A 15,693-nucleotide genomic window follows, 5' to 3' on the forward strand; every position below is an offset into this window, starting at 1 on the left:
TATCGTCAAAAAAAATCAGCTTTAAAACAATCGGAAAATACCAAATGTTTAAAAAACTGACTAATGTATAAATTTCTAACTATATTATACATAAAGATTTATTTGACAGTTTAAAAAACAACCCCTAGGATGATACTCACAAATTACAAGGGAGGAACCAAAATGAAAAAGGTTCTTATTGCTTTAATGGTTCTCGTGTTGACTGTTCCAATGCTCTTTGCAAACGGAAGCAAGGAGACTTCTCCAAAAGGAGAAGAGAAACTTGAACTGATGGTATATACATCAATGAAAGAAAACCTCATTGGTGGGATTCGTGACGCTTTTCTCCAAAAATACCCTAACATCAGTTTCGATTACTACAGTGCCGGGGCAGGTAAACTGATGGCAAAAATTGCCACAGAACGACAAGCCGGATCGGTAGCCTGCGATGTTCTATGGACAAGTGAAGTCCCTGATTTCATTGGATTGAAAAATGAGGGCGTTCTGTTGTCGTACAAGAGTCCTGAATCAAAAGAAGTTGTTTCTACCATTGATGATCCTGACGGGTATTTCACTGCAGCCCGCCTGGGAACCCTTGGTATTGCATATAACACCAACTTAATCAAAACCCCACCAAAAACCTGGGATGATCTTCTAAAATCAGAATATAAGGACAATTTTGCAATTGCAAACCCTGCTCTTTCAGGGACTTCCATGGTTTCGGTCGGAATGATTGTTGAAAACCTGGGTTGGGATTTCATCCAAAAGCTTGCTGACAACGGAACCCGAATGGGCCAAGGGTCTGGACAAGTTGTTGATGATACCGCGGCAGGCGATGTAGCAGCCTGTATCGGAGTCGATTACATTACCATCGACAAAATCGTCAAGGGAGCGACTCTTGGTTTTGCCTATACGGACAAGATGCTGGTTGTTCCAAGTCCTGTTGCTATTATGGCAAACACCAAAAACGACAATGCCGCAAAGTTGTTCGTAGATTTCCTATTATCTCCTGAAGGTCAAAAAATTATTGCCAGCTCCTATACCCTTCCTGTTCGTGAAGATGTAGCAGTACGGACCGACCTTGGTCTTATCGATCCAGCAGCAGCAAAAGCAAGGGCAATGAGCCTTGATTATGCTGCTCTCGGGACCAACAAAGCTGCCTATATCGACAAGTTTACGGCAATTATCCAGAACAAATAAGAAATTTAGACAACTTTCAGGAATCTGGAATCCTTCCAGATTCCTGATGTGTAATGAGGAAACAATGGCAGACATCATATTCAAAAATGTATCAAAAGCTTTTGAAGGCAAGCAAGTACTTAGTAATTTGAGCTTTACCATTAAAAGCGGGGAATGTTTTACCATTCTTGGACCTTCCGGATGTGGAAAAACGGTTATCCTTAGATTAATTGCCGGTTTTGAAATACCTGATTCCGGCCAAATAATTATTGGTGATGAAATAGTTGCTAATCCTGCAAAAGGTCTCTGTAAAGCCCCTGAGGAAAGGCATCTTGGGGTTGTGTTCCAAGACTATGCGGTTTGGCCCCACAAGACAGTAAAACAAAATGTACTCTACCCGCTTGAGATGCATAATGTAGACAAAGAAAAACGAAATGCAATGGTGAAAAATGCAATCGATATGGTCAACCTTACCGGTTATGAAGACCGTTTGCCTTATCAACTTTCAGGGGGTCAACAGCAGCGTGTTGCTCTGGCCCGAGCCTTGGTTGACAACACTGATATTCTCTTGCTTGATGAACCCCTTACCAATCTTGATGCCAATCTTCGCGAAGAGATGCGTTTTGAAATCAAGGAAATCCAACGAAAGACAGGAAGCACTGTCCTGTATGTCACCCATGACCAGGAAGTAGCCCTTGCAATAAGTGATCAGATAGCACTTATGACTCCCGATGGCGATTTTGCACAGATTGCAGGTCCAGAGACCGTCTATGAAAAACCTAATACGTTGTTTGGTTTCAAATTCCTTGGAATTGCCAACTGCCTCCAATGCATCCAAAAAGAGGGTATAACATTGTTGAAAAAAGGGGAAAAACCTTTTGTTCCCTTGGACGATGAACATAAAGACCTTGCAAAGGAATCAAGTTTCATCGCAGGATTTCGGCCTATGGATGTAAGACTGGCACGAGAAGGGGAAGGTTTTGATGTAAAAATAACTCGTTGTACATTGCTCGGAAATATTGTCGATTATCATATAGACATTGGACAAGTATCTTTCCGTGTTGAAGCCCAGACAGAGGAAGCTATTCGCAACAACCTTATTTTCAACCCCGGGGATGACTGCAAGGCAGTCTTTGAGGAAATTCACTGGTTTAAGGAAGATTCTTCAATCTTGGAGGCCCAAAAATGAACAAAACAATCAAAATTAAGAAAAAATTTGGGATCGCAGAGGCTGTTCTGCTCTTTTCAATACTGGTCCTCGTAATTATTGTTGCCGTACCTGTATTGATGATTTTCCTCACGGCTTTCATCAAGCAGGGGCACTTCAACCTCTCAGGTGTCATAGAAGTACTTTCCCAAAAAGATACCTATGAAGCTTTGCGAAACTCTCTGGTTATAGCAACTGGGGTTACCCTGCTTTCAACGATAATCGGAGTGTTTTTTGCATGGCTAATAGCAAGGACAGATATACCAGGGAAAAAGGGACTGAAGGCAATGTTCCTTGTCCCATTTATGCTTCCTTCATTCATCTGCGCGATGGCTTGGAAAGTTTTGTTATCGCCCCGTTCAGGCTATGTCAATAAAATACTCATGATTATTTTTGGACTTGATAAAGCACCGATAAATATCATGACGCTCGGAGGCATTATAGCAATCGAGACAATGTACTTGTTCCCGTTTGTGTTCCTGCAAGTATCAGGGGCATTGGAGAGAATGGACCCAACCCTTGAGGAAAGTGCCCGTATCAGCGGGGCATCCCTTGGTACAATAACCCGAAAAATAACATTACCTTTGGTTTTACCTTCAATCGTTGCTGGTGCACTCTTGGTATTCTTGTATTCCCTCGCGCATTTTGGCGTACCGGCAATCTTAGGCACGGAGCGGGGAATTTACAATATACCTACCAAGATTTATGAAAGGATCTATGCTTCAGGTGGATCCTATGAAGCTATCAGGACAGGAACCATTCTTTCCACCGTGTTGGTTATTACTGCGACGCTTATCCTAAAAGCTCAGAATATAGTATTGAAGAAAGGTCGCTTTCAAATCATTGCAGGGAAAAGCATGCGCCCAACGGTCATGAAACTGCGTGGAGCCCGATGGCCTTTGTTTGCTTTCTGTGTGCTTTACCTTTTGATAACCGTAGTGCTCCCCACAGTCACAATCTTCCTGATCGGAGGACTGAAAACCTATGGATTGCCATTCGTTCCCAAAAATATGACTTTCCTGAATTATGAAGAAATCTTTAAACTGAGAATGACTAGGAGTGCTATTTGGAACTCCCTGTATCTTTCCACCTTAACCGCATTCGTTACGATGCTTGCAGGTGTAATGATAAGCTATGTTATTGTTAAAATGAAAGTGAAGGGTAAGTTCATTCTGGAATTCCTAGGGGTTCTTCCCTATTCCCTTCCTGGAACTGTCATTGCCCTTGGATGTATCCTGACATGGTCTGGCAAATTCGGTATCAATCTCTATAATACCGCCGGAATTATCTTTGTTGCCTACATTGCACGTTACATGGCTTTTTCAATCAAATCAAACTCAGCTGCATTGGAGCAGGTTTCTGACTCTCTTGAGGAAGCATCCAGAAGTTGTGGGGCAACTCACTGGCAGACATTGACAAATATTGTAATCCCATTAATCCGACCAGGCATGATCAATGCATTTTTCTTGATTTTCCTTCCTGCTTTGAGAGAGTTGACTACTTCAGTCCTACTCTATGGGCCAAACACGAGAACAATTGGTGTAGCCATCTATGCATTGAATGAAGACGGAGAAACAGTTAGGGCTGCCGCATTGGCAGGTATCGCACTGATTATCATTTTCTTTGGCGAAACAGTCATCAAAGGGGTACTCGCCCGCTTTGACAAAACAGCAAGGAGCTAGGACATGCCAGCATTAAACCTTATAAATGTTACGAAGTTATTTGGCTCGGTCAAAGCTGTCAATAAACTCAATCTGGAAATCGAACAAGGGGAATGCTTCTCATTCCTCGGACCCTCAGGTTGCGGGAAAACAACCACATTGAGAATGATTGCCGGATTTGAAAACCTCGATGAGGGGGAATTGTACTGCGATGGGAAACTATTTTCCTCAAGTTATAAACATTTCTACCTTGCTCCGGAAAAACGTAATTTCGGTATGGTGTTCCAAGCGTTTGCTGTATGGCCCCATATGACAGTCTATGATAATGTTGCGTTTCCACTCCAGATTAAAAAATTATCAAGAAGCGAGATTCAGTCCAGAACAGAGTTGGCTTTAAAAGCTACCAGTCTCACCAAGGAAGCCCAGCTTTTCCCAGGAAAACTTTCCGGCGGGCAACAGCAACGAATAGCCTTGGCTAGGGCTGTAGCTATAAACCCTAAGGTCATGCTGCTCGATGAACCCTTGTCCAACCTTGACCCTCACTTACGTGAGGAGATGCGATTTGAAATCAAAGAACTGCAAACGAAATTCGGCTTTACCGTAATTTATGTAACCCATGACCAAAGCGAAGCCATGGCCTTAAGTGACCGCATGCTTGTTATGAAAGAAGGGGTGGTACAACAAATTGACAACCCCCTTGAAATCTACAACAATCCTGCCAATAAATTTGTTTTTAGTTTCATAGGACTTTCAGATTTCATTCCTGTAATGGTAAAAGATCGAAAAGTGTTTATCGAAGGAGCTATGGAGAATGGTGCGTTACAGGTTGAACTTCCAAATACTTTAAATCCTGCACTTACCTACGATATAGCATGCCGACCAGGGGAAATTGACTTTGCCTCGACCGGTATAACAGCTTTTGTACTCAGAAGAACCTATCTTGGAGATGTTGTCGATTACCTGTTAAAAATTGGTAATACCGAGATTAGGGTCCAGAAGACCAGACGAGAAGCCATTGCAAAGGCTGGGGAAACATGTCATATAAAATTCAATCGAATTTTATGGTACGATCACAGTGAAGAGACGACATCTAAAACCTAACAGCAATAAAATGGTCTCCAGGGAACCCTGGAGGCCAATTTTTGGTTGTGCATCATCTACTTTGTTAGGAAAATATTGTCGAAATGTATCATAAACTCATTCTTGGATATTTCGGATTCTTTTGTAACAGTCTCTTGCAGGGGTATCTTGGGGGCAAGGGGACCTCTGATGGGAGAAACACCTGCAGAGTAAAGGATTCTTTGTCCTTCATCACTTAGCATGAAATCTATAAATATTTTCGCTTCCTTCTTGTGATTTCCTTTGGCAAGAAGTGCTATTGGACTTGCCCAGGCAATAGTCGTGTCCTGTGGATATACAAAGTCAATGCTTTGCCCGAGTTGTTTGGCCATCAAAGCTACATTATCGGGTATAACCGCTAACAAAGCCTTGCCCTCACCCACCTGGTAAGCTGTTGCCCCACTTCCACTACAAAGTTGAGTTCCCCCTTGTTTCAGTTTCTCCAGATAAGACCATCCAAATTCCGGGTTCTCTACAAGCATTTTCAATGAAGTCAGGCTTGAACCAGAACTAACAGGATCGCTGAGTATCAGACCCTTAAACCCTGGAAGCTCTGCCCACGATTGGGGAATGGCGCTTTTCTCAAGCAAATGTGTATTATAGGCAAAAACCATGACAAGCAATCGAGTTGGAGTAAGCAAATACTGCATATCCTTAAATTGTAGGGGAATATCCTCGCAATAAATACTCTTATAGGGTTCAATCATATGTTCTTCAATCAGCCTATCATAGGAAAGCGGGTCAGCAATCCAAAGCAAATCAGCTTCAAGGCTGTCACTCTGCATCTCTGCCGAGATTTTTGTAAAGATTTTACCTGACCCTGCATGGAAATAGCTCAGCTCAATATCGGGGAAAGTGTCTTCAAATTCCCTCTTGATCAAATCAAGCTGATTCTCTTGCATTGAGGTATAGAGAACAACTTTTCGCTTTTCACTCCCAGCTGAAACTGGAAGATTCTTTGTACCCAATAAAAACCAAATCAGAAAAATTGAGATCGAGAGAATAAGAAGAAACGAAAACGACAAAGCAATGATAATCCTATATTTTCGTTTTAACATATAACATCCTTAGCATGGTCTTTCTTCCATTGGCTTGGAGTCATGTTGGTAGCCTTCCTAAATAAGGTAAAAAAATATTTACTATTTGGGAAACCTGAACAAAAAGATATCTCCTTTATAGTCAAGCTATTATCCGCCAATAAAAGCTGTTTTGCCTTTTCCAAACGGATATCATTGATTTTATCAGCAATCGATCCCCCTGTTTGTTGCCGAAACAATTTCCCTAGGTAGACCGGGGAAAATGACAATTCATCTGCAATTTTCTGTACGCCTAGGTCCAAATCCTGATAATCCCGCTCAATAATCTGGTTTATATGCTGTATAATGTTACCCAACCTTCCTTCCTTTGATTGCAGTATATACTCGGCATGAATAGCAAAAGACTCTCTGAAAATTTCATCGATTATTGAAAAATCACGATAAGTCCAGACCGCTTGATCAAATTCTTCAAAGACTGAATTATCTAATTGTCTGGAAGGAGCCAAGGTAGCAAGATAAAGCCGTTTGAGGGAAAAACGAATATACGTCAATCTGCACATAATCAATTCTTGCCTGAATTGGAGATAAAAAGTATAGGCCTGGACAGCTCTGGATTGTGAAAGGCAAGTAAGTATCTGCGTTTCATAATTCTGTTGCCTAGGCAATTGGAGCACTTTTTCATCCAGCATCTTTTCATGATAGACCAACTGGCGACATTCCTCAAACATCGAGTAAGACATACACTCAAGTACTCGCTCATAACTGTTTCTGATATCAGAATCCCAAGATAGGGGATTACCTACCGAACTACAACACTGATACTGTTCGCATAGATTTTGTATTTTGGATTCATCAAGGACTCCTTGGATAAAACAGACCAAGCAGTCCTTATGGTGAACCGCAATAGCCGTAAAGGCTATAGAAGAAGCATCCTCAAACAAAGCTTCCCCGTCCTTTGAAAAAAGGACTAAAGCAAAAGGAACGTCCAGGGCGAAGGGCACGGAATAGGTTAGGAATTCTACCTGCAGGATTTCCAGGTCATTGCAATTTCTAGTAAGCAAATCTCTCAGATATTCGGCTCTCAAATGCCGCTCATATCCTTTTTCAACAATTTTTGCTGAATTTGAAGAAATAACTAACTTGTCAACATAATCTTCGACCGAAAGAGTTTCCTGTGACAAATGGCTTTTCCGTAATGCTCTATCGACACGTTGTAAAGGATGGAAAAACCTGAGGGCAGTAAAAAGACCTAACAAGGAAACAAGCAACAACGCTGTAAATATTGCCATATAGGTATTTGCTTCCATCTCATTGAGTTCACGGAGTAATTCATTTCGTGAAAGATGCCGCACAAAACACCAATCGGTATCACCAAAAGTACTGTAAAGATAGAGTTCAGTCTGGTTACCATTTTTTACGTCAAATCGACCGGAATCACTACTCCTCATACGAATCAAAGACTCAATTTCCTGTTGGGATTGAGCATCTATGGCATAGGTTTTTCCAATTACTCTATCTTGGTCATTGAGCAAGAGAACTTCCATCTTACCAAGAAAACTTGTAAGGACAGTATCAAGCCAATCGGCATGGACATTGATTATCATTGCATTGTCATAGGAGTCATTCAGGTCTTCTTCGAAAAGAATATAGGTATATACCGGTTCCAATCCTCGAGCATAGGGTTTCGGAATGAAACGAAATACAGGTTTCATCCGATTTTTCGGATTTATTTGTTCCAGAAGGGAGACAGCCCCCTGATCGAAAAAATCTATGGATGCACCTTCAGGCATATTGCTTGTAGTATAAAAATATTCTGATTTTGCATTATAGATATACACGGAATAGACAGAAGAGCTATATCCTCCATAGGAATCCAGATTCCGTACGCCTTCAATTTTTTCACTGTTTGAAAGCTTTGTGGAGGTTCGCAATACAGAAACCTTTTCATCATAGAATGTCTGCATCGCACTGATATATACTACATCATTGATATAGTTGACAATTGAATCGCTTTGGGACAAAACATCTTTATTGGTCCGTTCTAGTATATTAAGAGAAATTCGTTCAAATTGTTGATAAAGGACGAACAACAACAGCAAGCTTAAAAGAATAATAGGGATGGCAAAGCCAACCCATGTAAACCTTATCGACTGATCAGATTTTTTAACAAACACGTGCCATCCCCCACCCCAAAAAAGCATTTCATGATACACCTTTTTTAGCCTCAATGCGTATATTTTTCTTATATCCATCGAAGGGTGTTTTCTTTTGATGGTTGTCTGAATTATTGCTCGCTTTTTAGAGGATTCAACAAAATGTGCTCTCAAGGCAAAAATCCCTCTATTATTTGAAGGCTTAACATTGTCGAACTGATAGAAAAATAGGGAACTATAGCTTGCAACAGAACTTGAATCCCCCCTAGCAGGGCCTTTGGGCGGCAGGCACAACCGGGCTCCCTTGGCTCCTCCTGGATAGCTGATATATTTTCTATCAGAATGAAAATTAATCAGGGAAAAATAAATATATATTTATTTACTTTATATATATTTAAACACAGTTATTCAAATTAATAAATTTTTTTTATCTTTTTTGCCGCCAAGTTATTGACTCGGGGGGTGAAATACCCAATTATGGGGCTACCAAATTTCTATCCACAAGGAGAAACGCTATGTCCAACAAATTGTCTGAATCGTATATTCTCCTTTCCATCCCAGCCTGATAACCCACGTTTCAACCTTGGTTCCAAGGTTCATTTCTATCCACCGATCCAGGGTATGGCGTATGTTGACCTGGACGGGCAGAAATCACAGGACTAGGAGGTTTTGCTATGGGCAAACCTACCAGAAAACTTCATTTCGTTGCTATCGTGGCGGCTACCTTGGCCGTGCTCTTCCTCTTCGGTTGCAGTAAGGATTCCGCTTCCCAAAGCGGTAAAAGTGCCAACGGAAGCCGCAAGTTGTATATCTACAACTGGTCGTACTACACCCCTGATTCCGTAATCGAAGCGTTCGAGAAGGAATATGATGTCGATGTAGTACTCGATTATTTTGCATCCAATGAGGAAATGTTTGCCAAACTCATGGCAAGCGGTGAAGCCGGCTATGACATCATTTTCCCCTCAGGCGACTACGTTTCCATTATGATGAACCTTGGCATGCTTGAGAAAATGGACAGAAGCAAGATGCCGAATCTCCAGTACATCTCACCAATGGCTCTCGAGAAAGCAACCTATGACCATGCCATGGATTACTCGGTCCCCTATTTCATGGGTGCTGCCGGTGTTGCCGTGAACAAGACAATGGTCAAGGACTATGAACGCACCTGGAACATCTTCGGCGACACAAAGCTTGCAGGGCGCATGGTCATGATGGATGATATGCGCGAAGTAATGGGTGACGCCCTCAAGTACCTTGGCTACTCGGTCAACACTACTGATCAGGCACAGCTTGAAGAGGCCCGGAGACTGGTCACTGACAAATGGAAGCCCAATCTCGTAAAGTTTGACGCCGAAGGTTTTGCCAAATCCTTTGCATCCGGTGAATACTGGGTTGCCCAAGGCTACGCAGAAGGGATTTTCGAGGAACTGCCTGAGGACAAGTGGTCCAATGTCGATTTCTTCCTCCCCGAGAACGGAGGACCCATGTATATCGACTCCATGTGTATTCCCAAGGGAGCACGTAACTACGATCTAGCCCTGGAATTCATAAACTTCATTCACAAACCGGAAAACTATGCACAGTTCCTTGATCGTTTCCACTTCCCTTCCTCTGTCAATACCGAAGCTGAGAAGTTTACCACCACGACACCGTTCTACACGGTCGATATGTTGAAGAACTACGAGCTGAAAAATGACCTTGGGGCCAATCTGGAAACCTATAACAAGATTTGGGAGACCATCCGTTACGTTGACTAGATTGCATTGACCCTTTCCCGCATTGCAAGGTAAAGTCTGGGTAAGCGAGGCATTTATGACCGGTTATACCCACGACACGTACATCTCTACGTTTACCTGGCGGTATGGAAGCGATGCAATGCGTTCCATCTATAGCGAAGAACACAAGCGAAAATTGCTCAGACAGGTCTGGATTGCGCTGGCTACGGCACAGCGTGATGCAGACCTTGTCACAGAAGAGCAACTTCGTGAATTAATCGCACATAAAGATGACATCGACATCGACCGCGCGAGTGAAATCGAAGCAGAAATCCACCATGACCTCATGGCTGAGATCAAGACCTATGCGGAGCAGTGCCCAAAAGGGGGAAGTATTATCCACCTGGGGGCGACAAGCATGGATATCCTGGATAACATGGATGCCATGAGGCTCAAAGAAGCTATGGCCCTTACCCTCAAGAATGTAAAAATTCTGTTGGAAGCCTTCATTGAAAAGATGGATAGCTACGCCGAGAAAGCCTGCATGGCCTTTACCCACATCCAACCAGCTGAACCGACAACCGTCGGCTATCGGTTTGCCCAGACAACCCAGGATCTTGTAGAAGATCTGAAAGCCTTACAGGATGTATATGGGTCTATCAGGGGAAAAGGAATGAAAGGGGCAGTAGGAACCTCTGCCAGCTATTGTGAGCTGTTGAAAGGAACCGGTATCACTCCCTTTGAGATGGAAGCAAAGGTAATGGACCAGCTCGGGCTTAAGGCCTTTACCGCAGCAACCCAGGTGTATCCCCGCAAGCAGGACTGGCGTATCGTAAGCGCTCTCAGCGGCCTTTGCTGTACTCTCTACAAGTTTTTTATCGATTTCAGGATATTGCAGAGCCCCCCTATCGGCGAATGGAGCGAACCGTTCGGGTCCAAACAGGTGGGATCCTCAGCAATGCCATTCAAGCGCAATCCCATCAACAGTGAGAAAATCGACAGCCTATGCAGGTTTGTAAGTTCCCAGAGCGAAGTCCTCTGGCAGAATGCCGCCTCCACTTTGTTGGAAAGAACCCTCGATGACAGCGCAAACCGGCGATTTGTGCTTCCAGAGTGCTTCCTTGCAACCGATGAGATTCTCATGACTGCTACAAAAGTAATTCGCGGAATGCAGATCCATGAAACAGGAATCAAGAGAAACCTCGATACCTATGGGCTATTTGCAGCAAGCGAGCGGCTCATGATGGAGTTGGGAAGAAAGGGTGCAAACCGGCAGGAGATGCATGAATTAATTCGCAATCACAGCCTCAAGGCTTGGAGTGAGGTGCAAGAAGGACGACCCAACCCCCTTGCCGCTTCTTTGAAGACTGACCCGGTGGTTCTCAGTTTCATGACAGAAGACGAAGTGCTTGCTTCGTTGGATGCAGAAGGGTATGTCGGGGATGCGCCCAAAAGAACACGCCTGGTCATTGATGAAGCCAAGGCAGCCATCGGCAAATAACGTGTGCAAAAGGGAAAGCGAGCCATCACCAAGCCAATAATGGTGGCCCGCATTCCCTGGTTGTTTCTTTTCTAGGTAGGTTGCACCGGGTACTTTGAGGCGCATACGGTCAAAGGAGGAACGAACATCAAACCAGTTGCATTGATAACGGGAGTCAGCAGAGAAATCGGGATAGGGGCGTCGATTGCAAGGACCTTGGCCAAAGCCGGCTGGGATATTGCACTGACGTACTGGAAACCTTATGACGCCACCATGAGTTGGGGAAGCAACAGCAAGGATATCGAGAACCTCATACAGGAACTTACTGAACTGGGGGCACACACTTTTTCCCTTGAGGTTGACCTTTCAGATGACAAGGCCGCCTCTTTACTACTACAAAAGACCATTGAGGCTTTGGGATCTGTCACCGCGCTGGTCCTTTCCCACTGTCACTCAGTTGACAGTGATATCCAATCGACAACCCTGGAAAGTTTTGACATGCATTTCAAAGTGAACGCCAGAGCTACCTGGCTGTTGATACGGGATTTCTGCAACCAATTCTCCGCAGAATTCGGAACAGGGAGAATTATAGCCATTACAAGCGACCATGTTGCAGGCAATCTTCCCTATGGGGCAAGCAAGGGTGCAATGGACCGTATTGTATTGGCTGCAGCCGAAGAAAACAGAAAAAAGGGAATCACAGCCAACGTAATCAACCCGGGCGCAACTGATACTGGCTGGATGCAAGACGATCTCAAAGCCTTTATCCGGGATGCAACATTTCTCAACAGAATAGGAAGACCTGAAGACTGTGCAAATCTCGTTGCATTTCTTTGCAGTGAAAAAGGTGGGTGGATAAATGGCCAGCTCATCTACAGTAATGGAGGGTTCAAGCCCCAATAACCGGTAGCGTTATCTACCTGAGAATCGAGGCATAGATCAAAAAGTAGATTGACATTCTCAAAAATCGAATCTGGCAGGCTAGCAGAACCGGGATCGGTTTCAATTTGACGATACCTGCAATGCAGCAAATCGTCGAGAAGGGAAGCGGGGTCATCCCTGAGATGACAATTGCCCACATTCCGTATTTTTTGAGGATTTTCTCTGAATCACCCCCTGCCAACCGGAGTGTCAAATGCTTGATAAAGGGAATCAAACCTATCAAACGGCCAAGCAAATAGGCTGAATAGGCACCTGCCATAGAACTTGCACCCATCACAAAAATGGCAGTAAGGGGATTCCACTTGAGCACAAAAGGCCACATCATATCAGGGGAAAGCGGCAGGATGAGCATATCTACCAGATAGACAAAGAGCGCAACGCCTTTCATGCCAAAATCCGAAATAAACTTCTGTATTGGAGCTGACTCATTGAAGGCTTGTAGGTTGGTCACTTGGATAATAAAGAAAATAATCGATAAGAACAGGACCGTTAGTACAATCGTTTTAAAAAGCAACTGCTTGAAATCGAGGGTACCATCCTCAAGCATGAGGCTTTCTTTGGAAAACATTTTTTTCAATCGCTTGAAAACATTCATTCTAAAAGTCTCCTAAAGGAATCAAGAAAGTCTGCAGCCTCCCCCATTCCCATTCCTTGCCATAAGGGAGGGCGTCCTCCCCCTTTCCCCTGGAAGGAAGTAAGCAACGCTGCACGTTCTTTGGGGAAATCGAAAAGGGAAGAAGCTTTTCCACTGAGACCTACGAGCCAAAGCAGTCTCCCTTCTTCTTCTTTTGCTGCACAGAGAGCCAAATCTGGATAAAGGGCAAACACCTGTGCTATCTGTTTGAAATCAAGATCATCGATTACTTTCCAGAGAACCACAGGAATACCTTCTATTTTCTCTGCCTTTGTTACCAAGGCCTCAAGCATTACCTCTGCAAGTCGTTGCCCTTTTCTCTGCAACAGCGATTTATCCAGAACAGCCTGACGTAAAGCAACTTCTGCCACTGCAGCCAGGTTCTCTTTTGGAGCCGAGAAAAGCGCACTGAGTTTCATCACCACTGAGCGATTTTCCCTTATGTCTTCAAGGGCTTTTTGTCCAACGGAAAACACCAGACGTACATGCCCCCTGATTTTTTCCTGTGCAGTGTACTGGAACAACCCTACTTCCCGGGTATTTTCCGTATGGAGTCCCCCGCAGGCGATGGTGTCGATCCCTTCGATAACCACCAGCCGGATCCCGTCGCCTTTCACTTTTATTGTGCGGCGCAAAGGCAAGGCCTCAGCCTCTTTTTGGGTATGCACTTCATAGGAAACAGGATGAGCCTCAACAACAGCCTTGTTCACGGCATCCTCAAGCTGGTAACAGAGTGTCTCATCGATATTCGCGGTGTCGGTTTCGATTGTCAGGGCTTTTTCACCTTGGTGTACACTTACCGTTCCGATCCCAAAGCGGGAAAACAGTATCCCGCTCGCAATATGCTGTGCGGTATGCATTTGCATATAATGGTAGCGATGTTCCCAGTCAAGGTCAATGGAAACAGTATCACCAACCGAAAAGGTAGGCTCCTGGACTTTGTGGAAAATGTGTTTCTGTTCGTCCTTGATAGTATCGAGAAGCGGACATCCCCCAATACTTCCCCTATCCCCGCTCTGTCCCCCACCTTCGGGATAACAGATGGTTCGATCCAGCACCACACCTTCTTCGGTGATGGCAAGCACTTTTGCCTCGAGGCTTTTCAGATAGGGTTGTGCATAATAGGTAGCGATGGTGTTCATGGGAAAATCCTTTTCTTAGGGGCGATGCATGGTAAGGTAATCGTCGACCGGCAGGGCAGTCTCTGCCACAGGCAGATGGAACTTGAATTTGATGGCGATAAGCCTGATAGCCAGCACCAAAAACGTACAGGCCAGAAACTTGCCTAACAATCCGAGAGAGGTTCGTTCCAGTAGCAGATAGATAACACCCCCGATAAGGGAGGCTGTTGCATAGAAGTCGCTGGTGAGGACCGAGGGCACCGACCTGCTCATAATATCCCGTATGACCCCACCTCCGACCGCTGAGAACACTCCACAAAGAAGCTGTCCGACTGGTCCGATGCCATACATGGCGCCTTTGGCAACACCAAGTGCGGTAAAGACCCCCAGTCCAAGGGCATCGCAGAAGAGGATGGTCCTCCACCTTCCTACGAAGGTAGGGGCGAGAAAGAATACCGCCAAACCAACCAGGACACATACAATGATGTAGGAACTATTGGTCAATGCGGCAACGGGTGTTGCCCCGATGAGAACGTCGCGGAGCATGCCTCCCCCACATCCTACGGTGCAGGCAAACACAACTACCCCGAGGATATCCAATTTGCACCGCACCCCTTTGACCGCACCGGTTATTGCGAAGATGAGTGTCCCGAAAATATCGAATGCATAGATGATTGTCTGTTCCATTTCCATATACAGAAGCGTATCATCAAAACCAGACTTGTCCAAGAAGGCTAATGTGGGTATCTTAAGGTAAAGTTGCAAGGAGAACGTGATGGCATTCATAAAATCAGCATGGGAACTCGCTTTGGAAAAGACAGAAACGCTGCAGGTAGACCCAGAGAAAATCAAGCATGATTTGAAAGTAAAGGAAGGTCGCCAGCTAGCTGCCGCATTCCTCATGGATATCGATATCACCAAAGAAGAGACGTTGGAGAAATTCTCAGCCTACCCGGCAGAGGAACAGAAAGCAGTAACGGAAGGCATGGCCCTGACTTTGCTTGCAAATCTCACGTTGCCAAGAACTGAAAAGTTTCAGGAGAGTTTTGCAAAAATTACAGAACTCGGAAACATTATAGCCCCTGAAAACGAAGACCTAACCAGCCTCATGGGGCAGCTTGAGGCTTTCTTTTCCCAGTATTTCAAAAACCAGGAAGATATGATCGAGCGAATGAAACAGCAGTTTGCACCTCAGCTTGAACAAAAGCAGGCACAATTGCGCCAGCAATATGGTCCGAATTTCATGCTCCGTCCAGAACAAGACCCTGAATTCATGAAGCTTTTGGATAAAAACCTTTCCCAGCTCGATACCCAGTACAACAACATCCTCATGCAGGCCAAAAACCAGATCAAGGGAATCCTCAATATCGAATAGTAATGGAAAAAACTATTTCCCATTGGAGTCCTTGCTTTTCCAGTAATAGGATTGAAAGCCGCCACGATGTACATCGCAGCGGCTTTTT

At 44.3% G+C, this 15,693-nt stretch carries 13 protein-coding genes; 8 read left to right on the top strand and 5 right to left on the bottom strand.

The annotated features are described in order from the left end of the window. Positions 1-162 precede the first annotated feature (162 nt). The 4 genes from SPIGRAPES_RS06700 to SPIGRAPES_RS06715 all read left to right on the top strand — a co-directional run bounded on the left by SPIGRAPES_RS06700 (position 163) and on the right by SPIGRAPES_RS06715 (position 5,127). Positions 163-1,179: an ABC transporter substrate-binding protein gene (locus SPIGRAPES_RS06700; protein ID WP_014270012.1), complete on the top strand. Its 1,017-nt coding sequence runs from the start codon at positions 163-165 to the stop codon at positions 1,177-1,179. Positions 1,180-1,243: 64 nt separating this feature from the next. Beyond that, the gene (locus SPIGRAPES_RS06705) at positions 1,244-2,347 is read left to right on the top strand and encodes an ABC transporter ATP-binding protein (protein WP_014270013.1); all 1,104 of its coding nucleotides are present in this window, start codon (positions 1,244-1,246) and stop codon (positions 2,345-2,347) included. Continuing rightward, on the top strand, positions 2,344-4,047 hold the full coding sequence (locus SPIGRAPES_RS06710) for an ABC transporter permease (protein ID WP_014270014.1): 1,704 nt from the start codon (positions 2,344-2,346) through the stop codon (positions 4,045-4,047). The genes SPIGRAPES_RS06705 and SPIGRAPES_RS06710 overlap by 4 nt, the downstream gene beginning before the upstream one ends. 3 nt (positions 4,048-4,050) lie before the next feature. Beyond that, positions 4,051-5,127, top strand: coding sequence for an ABC transporter ATP-binding protein (locus SPIGRAPES_RS06715; protein WP_014270015.1), 1,077 nt, complete (start codon positions 4,051-4,053; stop codon positions 5,125-5,127). A 56-nt stretch (positions 5,128-5,183) separates the two neighbouring features. Here SPIGRAPES_RS06715 and SPIGRAPES_RS06720 read toward each other — a convergent pair whose 3' ends face one another. Continuing rightward, positions 5,184-6,203, bottom strand: coding sequence for an extracellular solute-binding protein (locus SPIGRAPES_RS06720; protein ID WP_014270016.1), 1,020 nt, complete (start codon positions 6,201-6,203; stop codon positions 5,184-5,186). Beyond that, complete coding sequence (locus SPIGRAPES_RS06725) at positions 6,197-8,203, bottom strand: helix-turn-helix domain-containing protein (protein WP_172635068.1); 2,007 nt, start codon at positions 8,201-8,203, stop codon at positions 6,197-6,199. The genes SPIGRAPES_RS06720 and SPIGRAPES_RS06725 overlap by 7 nt, the downstream gene beginning before the upstream one ends. An 806-nt stretch (positions 8,204-9,009) precedes the next feature. Between SPIGRAPES_RS06725 and SPIGRAPES_RS06730 the strand changes: the two genes are divergently transcribed. The 3 genes from SPIGRAPES_RS06730 (at position 9,010) to SPIGRAPES_RS06740 (ending at position 12,436) form a co-directional block, all read left to right on the top strand. Further along, the gene (locus SPIGRAPES_RS06730; protein ID WP_014270018.1) at positions 9,010-10,095 is read left to right on the top strand and encodes an extracellular solute-binding protein; all 1,086 of its coding nucleotides are present in this window, start codon (positions 9,010-9,012) and stop codon (positions 10,093-10,095) included. Positions 10,096-10,117: 22 nt separating this feature from the next. After that, entirely contained in the window at positions 10,118-11,554 is a 1,437-nt protein-coding gene (purB, locus tag SPIGRAPES_RS06735; RefSeq protein ID WP_245535477.1) for an adenylosuccinate lyase, read from the top strand. Between the two features lie 141 nt (positions 11,555-11,695). Beyond that, positions 11,696-12,436 (top strand): SDR family oxidoreductase, encoded by a 741-nt coding sequence (locus SPIGRAPES_RS06740; protein WP_014270020.1) that lies wholly within the window; start codon positions 11,696-11,698, stop codon positions 12,434-12,436. Positions 12,437-12,449: 13 nt separating this feature from the next. Here the strand turns inward: SPIGRAPES_RS06740 and SPIGRAPES_RS06745 are convergent, their stop codons facing one another. From SPIGRAPES_RS06745 to SPIGRAPES_RS06755, 3 genes are read right to left on the bottom strand one after another with little or no spacing between them, the layout of a single operon-like run. Further along, positions 12,450-13,070, bottom strand: a complete 621-nt coding sequence (locus tag SPIGRAPES_RS06745; RefSeq protein ID WP_014270021.1) for a YqaA family protein — start codon at positions 13,068-13,070, stop codon at positions 12,450-12,452. Further along, on the bottom strand, positions 13,067-14,251 hold the full coding sequence (locus tag SPIGRAPES_RS06750; RefSeq protein ID WP_014270022.1) for an alanyl-tRNA editing protein: 1,185 nt from the start codon (positions 14,249-14,251) through the stop codon (positions 13,067-13,069). The genes SPIGRAPES_RS06745 and SPIGRAPES_RS06750 overlap by 4 nt, the downstream gene beginning before the upstream one ends. Before the next feature lie 15 nt (positions 14,252-14,266). Then, on the bottom strand, positions 14,267-14,959 hold the full coding sequence (locus tag SPIGRAPES_RS06755; protein WP_245535478.1) for a trimeric intracellular cation channel family protein: 693 nt from the start codon (positions 14,957-14,959) through the stop codon (positions 14,267-14,269). Between the two features lie 46 nt (positions 14,960-15,005). Here SPIGRAPES_RS06755 and SPIGRAPES_RS06760 point away from each other — a divergent pair, with 46 nt between their 5' ends. Then, on the top strand, positions 15,006-15,605 hold the full coding sequence (locus SPIGRAPES_RS06760) for a DUF6657 family protein (protein WP_014270024.1): 600 nt from the start codon (positions 15,006-15,008) through the stop codon (positions 15,603-15,605). Positions 15,606-15,693 lie beyond the last annotated feature (88 nt).

The sequence above is a fragment of the Sphaerochaeta pleomorpha str. Grapes genome (genome assembly GCF_000236685.1).
In the GTDB taxonomy this organism is placed as follows: domain Bacteria; phylum Spirochaetota; class Spirochaetia; order Sphaerochaetales; family Sphaerochaetaceae; genus Sphaerochaeta; species Sphaerochaeta pleomorpha.

Excerpts from the sequence above, each read along its gene's own strand:
- SPIGRAPES_RS06705 (WP_014270013.1), top strand. The coding sequence starts at position 1,244 with ATGGCAGACATCATATTCAAAAATGTATCAAAAGCTTTTGAAGGCAAG.
- SPIGRAPES_RS06750 (WP_014270022.1), bottom strand. The coding sequence starts at position 14,251 with ATGAACACCATCGCTACCTATTATGCACAACCCTATCTGAAAAGCCTC.
- SPIGRAPES_RS06730 (WP_014270018.1), top strand. The coding sequence starts at position 9,010 with ATGGGCAAACCTACCAGAAAACTTCATTTCGTTGCTATCGTGGCGGCT.
- SPIGRAPES_RS06760 (WP_014270024.1), top strand. The coding sequence starts at position 15,006 with ATGGCATTCATAAAATCAGCATGGGAACTCGCTTTGGAAAAGACAGAA.
- SPIGRAPES_RS06710 (WP_014270014.1), top strand. The coding sequence starts at position 2,344 with ATGAACAAAACAATCAAAATTAAGAAAAAATTTGGGATCGCAGAGGCT.
- SPIGRAPES_RS06715 (WP_014270015.1), top strand. The coding sequence starts at position 4,051 with ATGCCAGCATTAAACCTTATAAATGTTACGAAGTTATTTGGCTCGGTC.
- SPIGRAPES_RS06745 (WP_014270021.1), bottom strand. The coding sequence starts at position 13,070 with ATGAATGTTTTCAAGCGATTGAAAAAAATGTTTTCCAAAGAAAGCCTC.
- SPIGRAPES_RS06700 (WP_014270012.1), top strand. The coding sequence starts at position 163 with ATGAAAAAGGTTCTTATTGCTTTAATGGTTCTCGTGTTGACTGTTCCA.
- SPIGRAPES_RS06720 (WP_014270016.1), bottom strand. The coding sequence starts at position 6,203 with ATGTTAAAACGAAAATATAGGATTATCATTGCTTTGTCGTTTTCGTTT.